Source organism: Thalassotalea sp. LPB0316 (assembly GCF_014898095.1).
Taxonomy (GTDB): Bacteria; Pseudomonadota; Gammaproteobacteria; order Enterobacterales; family Alteromonadaceae; genus Thalassotalea_G.
In genome coordinates this window covers 3,422,244-3,437,011 of record NZ_CP062946.1, presented here as the reverse complement: position 1 = coordinate 3,437,011, position 14,768 = coordinate 3,422,244, and the positions used below count along the sequence as shown (strand labels likewise).

Below are 14,768 nucleotides of genomic sequence, written 5' to 3'. Positions count from 1 at the left end.
GATGGATTTACCGCTAGCATTATTGCCAGGAGAGTCTGCATATAGCCTTGTTGCCCGTTTCCATATGATGTCACCTTACAATTGTGTTAAGCACACAAATCAAATTTTGTTTGGTCGTGAATTGATAAGAGTGAATCCATTTTTGCCAGGTCATATCGACAATTTAGCTAGGCTGTCGGGAATCCATCGTGCTGCATTTTCTGTAACAGCTAGCGCACATACAATCGTAGCATTTGGCTTGAAGCATCGAGCCAAGAGAAACGGCTTATTTGAAGCAGAAATCACTGATAATGGCTCTGAGATTTATGAAAAAGGCCGTATCGCCGCTTCAAAGTTGTCTTTTGGTCATATGCTTAAGTCTTGTCCTGCCTGTATTGCTGAAGATGAAATGAAGTATGGGGTGCCTTATTGGCACGTAGTCCATCAGCTTCATGGTGTTACCGTTTGCCCAGTTCATAACGTGCTGCTTCACCAAACGCTGGCTGGAGATGGTGAATTGAATCACAGGTATGTGCTACCTGACATTGAAGTTAACAGTATTCTCAAGGGCTTTGAATCAAGTTATAAACTTAGTAAGTATGTCGCAGAGCTTTTTATGTTTTTGCAACAACAAACACCGGTAGGCTCGTTAAGTGAAAGATATAAAGCTTGGCTGAGTCTTAAGGGATATCTAACCGCTGGTGGCCGTATTAGGTGGAAGATTCTGAAGAAAGATCTTAAGCGTTATTGGGCAGGCTTATTTGGGTTTAAGCAAGGACAAGTACCTCCAGAGCTTGGCGATTTTAGTTTTGTTCCTCGTCTGGTACATCACGACACATCTACTCATTACGTAAGAGATGTTCTTTTAATGGGGTTTTTAACAGATTCGCCTGTAGAGTTTTTCAATATCCCCCTCAAAAGTGAAGCAAATAAAATTTTACCTCCTTCAGAGTCGCGAAATAAAGTCTCGGATGTTGTTAAATTGCTAAATACAGGTCTATCGCTTAGAGAAATCGGAAGGCGTCTAGAATGCAGTATAGGCTTTGTTAAGGGTTTAGCGATACGAAATGGAATTTCGATTGATAGAAGAAGGCAGTTTATTACTGTTGATATTGAGCGAGCGGTTTGGAGAAAAGCATTCATTGGACAACATAGAAGTGATATTTCCGAGTTTTTAGGTATATCAGTTGGAGCGGTAGAGCAAATCATTCAATCCCACAGCGGTCTCTCCAAGTGGCGACGGCATCTAAAAATGCATCATAAAATGCATTTGAATCGAACATTGCTTAGACGTTTTATGGAAAGTAATGGTAATGCCACTCGTAATGAGATAAAGCGCCAGTGTAGTGCTTATATGTGGCTATATAAGCATGATAAAGATTGGTTGTACGCTCAACTACCTGAAGCTCAGGTTACTGGCCATAGACCTGAAATTAACTGGCCTATGAGAGATCTCATGTTATGCAATAAAATCGACGCTCTAAACGGAACGTTTCTTTCAGTTTCAGCGGTAGATAGAGCCGTTGATGGACATAATTGGTTACTTAACTATTCGAAAAAGTTACCTAAATCTTTTGAAAAAGCGAAAGCACTAGTTGCACTTTGGAAGTAACCGTTACTACCAAGCTTATAGTGAGGGTTAGTTCCGGTTTGATACTAACCTGTTGAATAATAATGCTATTTTACTTAGTTGTATTGAGGTGCTAGATTCAAATGAAGTATGCGTGAATTTTTGAAATTGGTATAAGTCTTTTCTTTGAATACAAACAAATCGTTTTATACCGCAGCGACGCTGCGAAGAAAAAACCAGAAGAGCAACTTAAAGACATTTTAAAGTAGATTTGCAGTTAAATCGCTCACCAAAAGCTTTATTTATTGACCCCAAAAAAGAGATTAAAGGGATTTAAAAAAAATGCAATCACCAATTTGCTAAGTCATTGATTTACGTTGACCGAACGCTGTACATGTAATCAATTTGGTCAAATTAATGCTTGACAGTATTTTGACGAAATTGGTTGAAAAGCTTGGAAATGAGAGGATCAAATGCAACTGGTTGTAGTGCCGCGAAGCGGGAAGATAAACATAAAAGAGGTGTACATGATAAGTGAAAACTCAGAGATTGAAGCACTCAATATCTTGCGATATTGGAAAGCAAGTGAACAGCTAGTCCAGTCTATTTTATCGATGAATGTGGGCGAATCAGAGTTGCAGGAAAGAATTGAATTGATATTGCAAATAGACGCCAAATTAAAGGTTATGTTTAACAACCCTGACAACATTTATGGGTTTATGAGTATGCCTAATAATCATCACTTATTAGATGGTTTTACACCCTTAGAGTTAGTTGATAGAGAAGGTAAGGCGGGACTCAAGGCGACTCTAAAACTTCTAAAAGGGATGGTTTCTATTTGATTGATTTGGGATTTGTTAAGTAAAACCGTACAAAATTGTGATAACAGAGGAAAGCCTCAAAGCTATATTTAATGGCCCTCAGGATATTTGGAGGAAGAGCACCAGTATATTGAATAACTATTTTTGGCTTACTTTTCATTGAACCCTGGCGCTAGAATCAAGGAGTCGATATTAATCAATTCATGCCGGTTCAAGAGGCAATACTGGAAATGATAAGGGTTCAAACAAGCACCTAATGAGCAATCTACACCAAGCTCAGTTAGCGCAAAGCCAGCCAAAGCTTCAGAGACAGTGATGTTCATGACTGGTTTTTCTGTTAATCCAAGATCTAACTTTAAGGCTTCGGGATTGGGGTGCTTAATGTGTGGGCCAATGGTTAGTGTGATGAGATTCGACCATTCAGTATCATCAGGAAGTACATTTGGAAAGTCCTCACAAACTGCACTTTCAAACCTAACTAACTTAAAGTTCTTATAAGTCGAATTATCAAGTACATCACATACTCTCACATACCAATTATTTCTACTCTCAAATATAGCGATTGGAGCAATTAATCTTTCTTTGTTCCTGTCGCTTTTTGTAGATGAAACGTAACTAACTCTGAGTGCTTTTTTGAAAAATATAGCGCGACTAATGACAGAGACTAGCAATGGATCAAGATTCGCTGTGATATTAGGGGTTAGTTTGGGCCCTATGGTTGCCTGTAATTTAGTTGGTTCTAATCTTTGGCCATAAGCTACAGCCCTTAATGCGCTATAACAATCATGTTCAAATACGGGTTGGTATTGCTCTGAAGCTTCATATCTTTTTTTACCAACATTGTATTCGATATTCTTAGGAAACTCTTTTCTGTATTGAGTCAAAGTTCTTGTTGCAGTTGCGATAGATATATCTGCAATTTCCATTAACTCATTTCTGTTCACTTTCCCTGTAAACATTAATAAGAAATCCACTAGTTCAAGTTTATTCATATTTAATGTCTTCATTTTGATTTCTAGAATCATTATAGACTGTATAAATACACTCTTGCAAATCAAATGATTCGGATTAAAATGTATTCAATATCGATTTATCAGTATAAACAGCTTAGCAGCAGTTATTTAATGAAAGCTTTTATCTGAAGAATGAAGGATTTTCTAAGGTGATTTATGAAGTGGACAAATGAAACAAAAGAGCAACTTTATAAAGTTGCTAAAAATAATGATGCTTTGCTGAAGTCTTTGTCGGAAGTAACTGAAAGTGCTCCTGAGATATTAAAGCTGGCTTCTGAATTTGGTGACGAACCTAAAGCTATTTTATTTATGCTAGCGAAGATGGGGTTTTTCTCAATTGACAAAAGAACTAGCTATAAGACAGGTGTTTTTTATAAGAGAGATAGCAAGGCTAATCTCGAAGACTTCTCTATACACCCTTTGTTTGAGAGGTTGCCTTCAAACATTTCTGATGAACTTGAGCTGGAACTCGGTATGCTTATTAAAGAAAAAGCACCTTTGAAAAAGACCTTAGAGCTTTTAAGTGAAAAGTTCGCAATCAGTGAGCTGAATGTAACTTTTGAGTTATACAAAGCAGGATTACTCAAATATACGAATGGAAAAGGTTATGAGTTTTCAGAGAGAGCTCACTTAGAAGAGTGTGAGTCTGTTTTAGATACTATTAATCAATTAAAACCTAGTGAAGATCTAAAGAACTCAATAAACAAATATAGAGGTGAGGCTTCAAAACTTTACCAAGTCTCTCATCATAGAAAGCCTTGTTTGATTCAGTCCAATGATGGCACTGGCTTTGGTAAATCATACGGTGTTATCTCCGAATATATTGAGTATGGTAGTAACTCAACAAGTACAGGTCCCTTCACTAATCTTGTGTTCGTGAGTCCTCAAAAGTCTCAGTTTGATTTTGATAAAGGTCTGGTTAAAAAAGCGCAAAACTCTGGTATTGAATTTGTCGCATTTCTAGCGATGCTTGACTTAACAGATTTAGAATTTGAGAGCTGGGTAGCATCTCCAAATGGTGAAAAGCGAAAAAACCATGACCTCTACAACTCATGGGTAAGAAAACGTAAAAAATACAAATGGCTTGAAAAAGACCTTACAAGACTAGCTCAGTCGTTAAGAACCGTGGATTCCTTGCAGAACCGTATTAATACCGAAGTTAAGACGTATGAAGCGGACAATGCAGAAATAATAAGTGATTTGAAATCGCAGCTGACTGAGCAACGTCGCAATATGGAGAGAATCCTATTTGATTTATCGCTATCTTGCTTAAATTACAATGAGGAAGCGGCGGATCTTATCTCTTTATTTGAGTCTTCAACTGAGCTAGACATGCTCAGAGCGGAGATAATAAAGCACTGTATTCCTTTTGCCATTGCAATGGTTAAGCCCTGCATAATGCTGGCAACAACTAATAAATTTGATTTGAACATCCGCCTGCCACAAAAAAATCCTCAAGGTTTATTTTCCTTTAAATCTATGCCATTTGACTGCATTGTTGGGGGGAAAAAACACTTAACAGATTCTAATATTAGAACTGGTATGCACTTGTCAGATAAGCATGAACAAAGAGTTGAGTTCCTAGAGAATGATTTTTTTGAAGCCGATGCATCGAATTACTTTAGAGAGAAAGGCATTAGTTTTACTGTCATCATAGATGAGGTTCATGAAGCTCATAAACTGTTTTCAGACTCTGCTACGACCACATTGATAACACCTGAAATCCAACTTGCGCATGTGTTTGCTGGTGTATATCGGATATATATGCAGGTCACAGAAACTATTGAAGCAGACATTGAATTTACGCAATTTTATGAAGACAAGTTGGCTTTTGTCGAAAAGATTAGAAGGAACCTTAGTGAACATTGTGAATTATCAAATGGGCTTAATTTAAAATATGTATTGGCAACTTTTTCAGGAAATATCGACTTTGTTCAAATAAGACATGGAGACGCTGAGCAAATCATAAACCTGACGCGCAATGCATTTTGTTTCACTCCCAAAAGGTATTTTAATGAAGATGGTTTGAAGCGGATAAGAGTAAGGCTTGCTCACGGCACAGGTACTTGTCAGCTTTATTATACTACTGACTCAGGAGATACTACATTATCGCTACATGATGTCTATCAAGTAACAATGGCGGTGCTAGCTGCCGCTGCGAGTGAATTTAAGTCGTCTTCAGAATTTGTTAAGTCTTTAAAGCAAGGTGGCGATAGCAGTCAAAACTACCCGCTTTATAAATTCATGAAAAAAGCAAGAACGGTCGCGTCTGAAGTAGAAAGTATGTTCGATCGTCCAGATGAGAGAAGTGAAATCAAAATAGACCACTTCTATACCTATTTTCATCCAAAAACTGTTTTCTCTTTAATCCCTCAAAAGCTTTTAGAATTTAGAGACCCGTCCTTGGAGAAACTTACCTATGTAAACTTTTCTCTTAGCTTAATTAAGGAGCAGCCAGAAGTCTCGTTACTTCGTATGCTGCATAACACTACAAACTCTGTAATTGCACTAAGTGCAACAAGTGGTATTAATAAAAATATTGTAGGTCAATACAACCAACCGTTCTTGAGAAAATATTGTAACGATGGCACAAGAAATTTGGGTATTGAGCTAATTACAAGAAATTTGGATTCTAAAGAAACTTTGGTAAATCTGCGTGAGACAAGAGCAGAGTTGAGAAAAGTAAAGTTTGAAGTATTTGATGAATATAGTGAATTCTTATGTGGCGAGCAGCTAGATGACGAGTTCAGAAGTACTTTTGATGCTTGGTATAAAAAATTATCGGAATATACCTATAAACAGGATGACAAGTACAAGAGACTAGAGTTTAAGCGCCAATTAACTGCGTGGTTACTGGCTGCTTTTGATGGAAAACACACTCTTTCCTTATCACTATCTGGCAACTTTCTTAATGCATTAAGAAAATATGTTATGGCCATTAAGACTGGTAAGACGGTTAAACCTAATGGGTTTAGAGACTTAGATAAAAAGGGACGTATTTTTCAATTTACCCCATTTTCTAATAAGCCGGTTGTTCAGACAGTTTTGTTCAATGCAGAGCTCAATAAGGAAGTTGACGTTCGAAGTTTCGTCAAAGTTAATTCAAATAACTTAAAGCTTGCTTTTATGTCTACTTATCGAGGTGCGGGGACAGGCCTTAATTATTTTGTCGAATATGTTGATCACTTAAGTGGGAGCTTTGAAGTTGATTTTGAAAGGCTTGTATTAGTCAATTCTCCTTTTTGGAGCCAGGTGATTAAAGACAGTGCTACAGGTGACAAAACCCTTTATTCGCTTGCAAATTGCCTATCGATTATGAAGCGAATATCTGACACTTCAGAGGAAAAGGCCTTAAGTGAATTTGAAATCAACTTGGTGCATGGGAAAGACTATCGATTCTTAAACTATGAGCACGAACTCGAATTACTCAAGGCAATTATGCAAGCAATAGGTCGTGTTGAAAGAAAAGATGCAAATATGACCTCTGAGATATTTGTGCCCTCGGATATTGCGGACCTAGCAGCTGTTCAGTTCTCTCGGTTATCCAAAGATCCCAGAAATGAAATTTTCTTTGAGAGCATGTCTTTACTAAACCAGCGATTTAAGGCTGAGTGTGCTAGGAGAAGTGCGGAGGTTGGCTTTGATACTGATGCTAAAAGAGAAGCTTTTGAACGAGATGTTCAATCATCAGGGGGGTTACTTGACGAATTCTTTGATGAAGTAGTACCTCAGATAATCGAAGATGCACGTAAGGGAGATAAAAATGCATTATATTTCAATGATCTACTTAGGAGTATTGAATCAGTAAACGATCCAGAAAAGTATCTGAAAGAGTTAAGGTTAACTGAAATTGCTAAAACCGATAAATTGGTGGCAGCTTCAATCGAAAAACTCTATATAAACCTTGCAGACATCAATGAGAATCTTAAGCTTTGCTATAGGGACAATGCACCAGAGATCTTAACTGATATCACCAATGGCGACCGTTTGTATCGTCCAGACAAAATGGTTTCATTGGATTACACCAGTAAAATGGACTACAAAACTGATAATTTTGTTACAGCGCTAGTACGAGAGAGCGCTCGATTATCGTCAGAAGCATTCAAGATGAATGTTCCTCATCCCAAATTTATTCGAATGCTTAAAGGCAATGTTGGAGAGTATCTTTTCAAATTACTGTTGGATAAGTTTGAAATTAAGGCTTTAACCACAGAAGAAGTCGTACAAAAAGTTGGAATTCGTTCGTATGAGCTTTTCGATTTTTATGTGGAGGTTAATGACCGGTTACTCTGTATTGATGTTAAAAATTGGTCTTCGACGCTTGATAAAGCTGTTTTGTCAAAGGGGGCTCACCATAAAGCGTTAACAAAAATAAAAACAGTATCTGACTATGTGGAAGGAAAATATTCTGAGCTTAATTTCATATATTTGAATGGGCGCTTAGAAAACAATCCGTTGAATCATGAGCAAGAAGTTAGTCACTTGAATAAGCTTTTTTACTTAAACCTTTTTAAAGAAGAGTCTAGCTATAAACCGAAGCAACGAAGAAACAGCGACGGTGAGCTCACATCATATTATGAAGGAAGCCAATTAAACCAGAGGGTTGCTTTAAACTCTGTCTTATCAAATTTACTACAAGGAAAGTTTTAATGAGTTTTGGTTGTACATACCCTGCCCAAAATATGCCAATAGCAACAACAAATATTTTGGATATTAAGGGACAGGCTGACGACATAGTTAAAGCGCTTTTTCACTCGTTACATGAAGACCTTTATATCGGGTGCAAATCCAAATTATTTGTCAAAGAAGGCGAAAGCTTTGTCGAGTTTGAACAGAAAATTCATAGGGAAATCAAAGCGTCAATTAGAAAAGAGTTACAACTCTCAAATGAAATCAATCCGCATTATGAATGGGTAAAGTTCTTCAATGAAGGGGCTGTAGAGGTTTATTTCTTCTATTTGACTCATGAAAAACCAAATCATGAGTTACTAATTGATGAAATTAGTTTGCTAAATAAGCAAAAGAAAGACAGGTTAGTTTCGGGACTGTTAGGGTTACACTTAAAAACAGAGTTCATTGAGCAGACAAAGGAAAAGTATGAGTTCTCTCCTACTTACTTTAATTCAGAGCTCTATTTGAGTGTTCATAGGTCTGGACGAGAGAAAAAAGATGGGACTACATATTTAGAGGCGTTAAAACCAGAGCTTTACTACTCACCGATCCAAGAGCTTTGCTTTAACTTGGTAAAGAAGGTCTTTAGGGTAAATAGGCTCGAAGCAATCACTGTGGATCTAGATGATACTAAGGCACTATTTAAAACTAAAGATTCGAAGTACATTGCTAGTAGAGAAGTTAGCGCTACAAAATATTCGAAACGTAAGTTTATGTCATTTGGAGAGGCTTTTCCTACGTCAATAAACTACTCACAACACCTACTATCAGATATTCTTCAGGGGATACTAAATCGGCTAGATTTAGAGTTTTCAGCTAGGCATTTCAGCGCTACACATGTTACAGATAATTTTATCTCATCAGATAAAGTATGTTCTTCTGATGTCGTTATTATTGATAATCTTGGTGACGATTTTGACGCGCTTAAAAAAGACAAAGCTTTATCCCAACTGTATTCCAAGTTTGAAGCAAATAACGTGTCGATCGTTAAAGCTCCAATACCTATTGATTCGCTTAAAAAAGAACATAACTATATCGTTCTAAACGCGAGTGATGGTAACTCCAGTATCCAAAGAAAAGGTGTTGAAGGAAGAGTATATACGGGCTTTTGGGACGTATACAGGAATACGTCTATTAGTCAAAGAGAAGATCTTGATTATTATACTCAGCTGAAAATTGCTCGATTCGAATCTCAATCTCCCAAAGTTATACAGGGACTAAACCTTGCTGAAACAGATAAAGAAGTAAAACCTAGAGGTTCAGAAGTTAGCTATGTTATTTCACCACACAAACTCAATAGAATAAATTCTGAAATTTGGCTAAAAAGAAACGTTTTCATCAACCGCGCTTTTGATGAAATAGATTTACCGGATGCCAATTTACAGCTGGTATACATTAGAAAGATAAAAGCGAAGAAAAATAACTTCTTTGCTTCAGTTTTAGACGTGAATATAAGAAGTAAGCGGTTAGTTGTTGAAGATAATAAGCTAATTAAATCCGAAAAAAGATTAGCGCTCGAATGCCCTTATTTTGGTGATAGACAGATACATGATGATAGCTTCTATCTTTATGATAAAGATCGATCTGTTTTACTTACTTCCTACAGCACAATTAGGGTGCCTCAAATAATTGGCAATAGTGCAGTTGATACTATTTCTATATCTGATAGTGATGAATTAGTTGTAAATCGACAAAGTGGTGTCGATGTATCAGTATTGCCATATTACCTGCTACCTAAAGAACGAAAGCAGTATCACCACGTGTATATGCAGGAAAAGGGGCCTGATCTTTTCTATTTTGTTGCTTCAATCCAAAGACCAAACCAAGATATTGCAAAGCAGAACCGTGTATATAATCTGCTAACTTTCAATGCTGACGGTGAACTTCTTAAGGCTCTAGATCAACCAATTACGCATATATTTTTCAGTTCGTTTACAGAAGATATTCTTAGAATAAATGAAGTAAGTAAAAGTTCTCTTTTTGAGAAAATTGCGAAGTTATATATAGAGAACTAAGAGAGGTAGTTTTGAAGAATCCAGAAATTAAATCTCTGTTCAAATATTCCCCTATAGAGAAAAATCAATTAAATGCTTTAGCAGAGTGCAAACTATGGTATTCAAAGGCTGCACGGTTTAATGACCCATTTGATACACGTTTTTATATTGATGGGCGTTTGCACGCTTATAGCAATGAATTTGACCCGGTAAAGTTAACTAAGGCTTTTGGCAAACAAATGTCAGACTCTATAGTTAGTACAAAAATATCGTTAAAGGGACATCTTGATACTTTTAAGAGAGAAATAGAGGAACTTGGGATCTTATCGTTAGCTGCAAGTAATAAAAATTTATTGATGTGGTCTCATTATGCAGCTGAACATTCCGGGATGTGTCTCGAGTTCTCCAGGGAAGACAATAACCAATTAACAAACGACAAAGAGACTCAGCCTGTTTTTTATTCTGATAACCACCCTAGATTAAACCCAAAGTCACTTCTTGATAAGGACAAAAGACTGTCGTCTAAAAGGCGAATCTTGTACACAAAGTCTAGGCATTGGGAGTATGAGCAGGAATGGAGGCATATCGTTGAAACCGGAGACGATTTATATCCTTGGCCGGGAAAACTAAAAGCTGTTTATTTTGGTTGTAAAGTAAACCCTCAAGATATCAAGCTGGTTAAAAAAGTAATTAATAGTCAGAATGTTAAATTTTACAAAGCTGAACTGAATACAGCTACCTTTGGAATGACTTTTAATAATATATAGAAACAATAGGACTATAACTGTGTCAGTAACAATGAATGGCAGGCTACAAATTCTAGACGAGTTCTTAACTCGATGGCCAAGAGAAAAAATAAAAGAGCTTTCTTTAGATGAATATATTGACGTAAATAATCAAGACACCTTTGCATATTGGCTGGAGCATAAGACCAAGCCGTTAGGCTCTATTCGTGGAGGTGATGCTTCGAAGTTTGGCATTTATAGGCGAAACAAAGAACCTAAAGGTGAGAGGAGTCATATCCAGCATGGCGACTCATATTCTTGGAACAGGAAGTTTGGTTCTTCAGAAATTGAAGCGTTCGAAAATGTAAAATCAAATATCTTAAAAGTTATAGAGTTTGTAGATGCTAGCGATCTAAATTCAATTGAAGCTCTTGAACTTGCTGACACGTTGAAATGGAAGATTGCTTTTTTATATCAAGATCATAATTTCCCCGTGCTGCTGAATATTTTCAAAAAAGATGTATTGCAAAAGGCGTGTGGCAATAGCTCGGCGGGTTTTGCTGAACTCTATAAGGAGTTAATGGCAAAGAGAGCTGACAAAAATGTAGTTGAATATGGCTATGAAGTTTGGAATCAAATAGATAAAGATGCAATCACAAATGATGATGAATTTGATGAAGAGACAGTATTGCCTGAGGAAACTGCAAGCGTTGATGTCAGTTTGAATACAATTCTTTATGGTCCGCCGGGAACAGGTAAAACATATTCAACAATAAATAAAGCATTAGAAATAATCGCTCCTGATTTTTATAAAGTAAATAAAAGTGATAGACAGTTATTGAAAGAACGCTTTGACAGCTTAGTTAAGTCAAATAGAGTTGGCTTTGTTACCTTTCATCAGAGCTTCAGTTATGAAGATTTTGTTGAGGGAATTAAAGCTGCTACTAATGAAAATAATCAAGTTAGCTATGAAGTTGAAGACGGTATTTTTAAGCAAATGTGTGACGCTGCGTCTTCAAAAGTCAAAGCCGAATCAGTGGATTCTGACATTGATGTATCTAGCCGAAAAATATGGAAAATGTCCTTAGGAAATACTCTTGGAGAAGATGCTTATATTTTTGAAGAGTGTATTGAAAATAGCACCATCGCATTGGGATATGGTGGAGCCATAGATTTCACCTCTGCTGTTAGCCGTAAAGACATTGCTGAACTATATCGATCCAATGGTTATACAATCGATAATGAGAGCTTTGACTTTAATGTAAGTTCGGTGATTCGTTTTAAAAACGAGATGGCGATTGGAGATTTAGTAATTGTCTCAGATGGCAATCATAAGTTCAGAGCCATAGCAGAAATCACAGGCGACTACTATTTCCAAAAAAGTAATGATGGCGATTACAGCCAACTTCGCGAGGTAAAATGGCTAAAGCAGTTTAGCCCGTCACTACCGGTTAGTGAACTGTTTAACAAGAATTTATCTCAGCAAACCATTTATAGATTGAAGCCACCGACGATAGATAAAGAAAAGCTTCAATTATTACTCGCTAGTACTAAAAAAGCTCAGCAAGTAGCACCTGGCACATCAATCGCCAATTACAAGGTGAACTCAATTACAAGAGAAATTATTGAGTTTGAAAAGCCCAATGGCTCTAGGTTGCCGATCGCTATGTCCATCGTAAATGAACTTGTTCATTTAGTTAAATCTGGGGATATTAGTATTGAAGATATTAAGCACAAGAGGGTATTCGACAAAGTAGATACAAATATGGAAAAGTATCTTATTAATGGATATCCAAATGTTTTCGCTCCCCTAATCGAAAGTGTTATCAAGAGAGGTATTGCTACTGACGCTCTGAACACTTCTGATGCAAGAGTACTTATTATCGATGAAATTAATAGAGGGAATATAGCCAATATATTTGGCGAGTTAATAACTTTGATTGAACCGAGCAAACGGACAGGTGGTTCTGAAACTATCTCAGTTAAACTTCCGTATTCTAAAACTAGTTTTTCTGTTCCTTCAAACTTATATTTGATTGGTACGATGAATACGGCTGATAAGTCTCTAGCACAAGTGGATATAGCTCTAAGGCGTCGTTTTGAATTTATAGAGATGATGACTGATTACGAAATTTTGAATCAGATCCCAAAAATTAACGGCATAGACGTTTCTCGAGTCGTTCAAGCTATAAATTCTCGTATAGAACTTCTTTATGATAGAGAGCATACAATAGGGCATAGTTTCTTTATACCTCTGATTTCGGAACCAACGTTAGAGAAGTTGGCTAGCATATTTGAGTTACAGATTTTACCTCTCTTAGAAGAGTACTTTTTCGAAGATTGGGAGCGAGTAGGTCAAGTTTTGGGAGATCATTTAAAGCAGGAAGCTCAACTACGTTTTATTATCGAAAAGTTTGACTCATCAGAAATAGCCAATCTAATGGGCAATGATTGGGAGTTAAATGGGGTTCAGCCATACACCCGTAATTCCATGGCATTCAAAGATGCAAAAGCATTTATCGGTATTTATGAATAATCCGACGACGTTTGCCAAAGATATAGTTATAAAGGAGTATGGTCTGCTATTGAATGGTGGAAACAGCCAAGATATTGGCTGTCGCTCTATTAGCAGCAAAGCTTTTAATTGGTTACTCCTGAATGGTCAAAGTATTGGTGAAAACGGAAGAGAGCTAATAAAGGTTAAGCGCCGAGGAAATGGAATAGCTTTGCAAGTAGTTAATTTTGTAGGAGTTGTCGAAACACCATGCGGTACTCGAATAGAAATACTGCCCAAAGTTACTAGAGACAGCGACGATACTGAATTAGCTCGGAAAACTTTATTAAAAATGTTATCCGTCGTTGAAAAAATTAAATTAGAGCAATTCTATAACTCGAGCTTGAAGATTATCAATCAGCCTCTCTTAGAAGTCCTTATCACACTATTCTTAGAGGAAACTTCTAAGTTAATAAAGAAAGGAATACGCAGTCACTATAGGCGCACTGAAAGGGAATCTCCTTTTTTAAAAGGACAGTTGCTGACAGCAAAGCAAATTCGGCAGCGTCCAGGCAGGCAACATTATTTTCAAGTATCCCATGACATATTTACAGCTGATAGAGCAGAAAACAGGTTACTTCACTCCGCTCTATACCAAGTTTTTAAATGGACGAAAAGTCCTAATAATCAGCGATTAGCAAGAGAGTTATTGTTTGTTTTTCATGATATTAGGAAGTCTGCCGATTACTGCTCTGACTTTAGAAAGTGGTCAGATGATCGAACATTGGCACACTATCGAGATATAAAGGTTTGGTGTCGACTAATCCTTAGTTATCAATCGCCAATTACCTTGGCTGGACAAGCTAATGGAGTGTCATTTCTGTTTCCAATGGAAGTATTATTTGAGCGATACGTAGCTGCAAAACTAAAAAGCCGTTTCGAAAGCCCTCTCAGGCTATCAGAGCAAACTCAAAGTAAAGCTTTGACAGAGCATAAAGAGCAAAACTGGTTTAAACTCCGGCCAGATATCGTTATTTACCACGATAAAAAAGTTGTTAGCGTTATGGATACCAAATGGAAGGTAATCAATCAAAACCTGGCTACCGGTAAAGATAAATATAATCTTGCCCAGTCCGATATGTATCAATTATTTGCATACGGTGAAAAATACTTAAACGGTAGTGGCGATATGTTTCTAATATATCCAAAGCATGAAAACTTTGATTCAGCTTTAGAAGAGTTTAGTTTTAAACCAAGTTTAAGACTAAACGTTATCCCTTATGACTTGGTTACAGATCAATGCCAAATATCAATAGGAGTGAATGAACATTGCTAACTTTAGGTTGTTTAGATGGTTTCCATCTTGAACTGTCTATAATGTTAACTAAAGTCTAAGTATTTTGTTATGGTTTCCAACTATAATTGCAATAACTTAAATCGTAACTTTATGTATTTTAATAAGGTTATGTCCAAAAGAGTTTCCAACTAGGATTGATGTATT

8 protein-coding genes are annotated in these 14,768 nt (G+C 36.8%); 7 read left to right on the top strand and 1 reads right to left on the bottom strand.

All coding sequences use genetic code 11. The features are described from left to right. The first annotated feature begins 1 nt into the window (after window position 1). The gene (locus LP316_RS15450; protein ID WP_193022000.1) at window positions 2-1,591 is read left to right on the top strand and encodes a TnsD family Tn7-like transposition protein; all 1,590 of its coding nucleotides are present in this window, start codon (window positions 2-4) and stop codon (window positions 1,589-1,591) included. 431 nt (window positions 1,592-2,022) lie between these two features. Further along, window positions 2,023-2,391, top strand: coding sequence for a hypothetical protein (locus LP316_RS15445; protein WP_193021999.1), 369 nt, complete (start codon window positions 2,023-2,025; stop codon window positions 2,389-2,391). 128 nt (window positions 2,392-2,519) lie between these two features. Here LP316_RS15445 and LP316_RS15440 read toward each other — a convergent pair whose 3' ends face one another. Further along, window positions 2,520-3,377 carry a WYL domain-containing protein gene (locus LP316_RS15440; protein ID WP_193021998.1) on the bottom strand — a complete coding sequence of 286 codons (858 nt, stop codon included), beginning with the start codon at window positions 3,375-3,377 and terminating at the stop codon, window positions 2,520-2,522. 162 nt (window positions 3,378-3,539) lie between these two features. On the opposite strand from LP316_RS15440, the gene LP316_RS15435 reads away from it, so the two are divergent. The 5 genes from LP316_RS15435 to LP316_RS15415 are packed head-to-tail and all read left to right on the top strand — an operon-like array spanning window position 3,540 to window position 14,603. Continuing rightward, window positions 3,540-8,033 (top strand): hypothetical protein, encoded by a 4,494-nt coding sequence (locus LP316_RS15435; RefSeq protein WP_193021997.1) that lies wholly within the window; start codon window positions 3,540-3,542, stop codon window positions 8,031-8,033. Beyond that, a complete protein-coding gene (locus LP316_RS15430) occupies window positions 8,033-10,069 on the top strand; it encodes a hypothetical protein (protein ID WP_193021996.1) in 2,037 nt (678 codons plus the stop codon). The genes LP316_RS15435 and LP316_RS15430 overlap by 1 nt, the downstream gene beginning before the upstream one ends. Before the next feature lie 11 nt (window positions 10,070-10,080). Beyond that, the gene (locus LP316_RS15425; protein ID WP_193021995.1) at window positions 10,081-10,815 is read left to right on the top strand and encodes a DUF2971 domain-containing protein; all 735 of its coding nucleotides are present in this window, start codon (window positions 10,081-10,083) and stop codon (window positions 10,813-10,815) included. 19 nt (window positions 10,816-10,834) lie between these two features. Next, window positions 10,835-13,309: an AAA family ATPase gene (locus LP316_RS15420; RefSeq protein ID WP_226960760.1), complete on the top strand. Its 2,475-nt coding sequence runs from the start codon at window positions 10,835-10,837 to the stop codon at window positions 13,307-13,309. Beyond that, window positions 13,278-14,603 carry an McrC family protein gene (locus LP316_RS15415; protein WP_226960759.1) on the top strand — a complete coding sequence of 442 codons (1,326 nt, stop codon included), beginning with the start codon at window positions 13,278-13,280 and terminating at the stop codon, window positions 14,601-14,603. The genes LP316_RS15420 and LP316_RS15415 overlap by 32 nt, the downstream gene beginning before the upstream one ends. Window positions 14,604-14,768 lie beyond the last annotated feature (165 nt).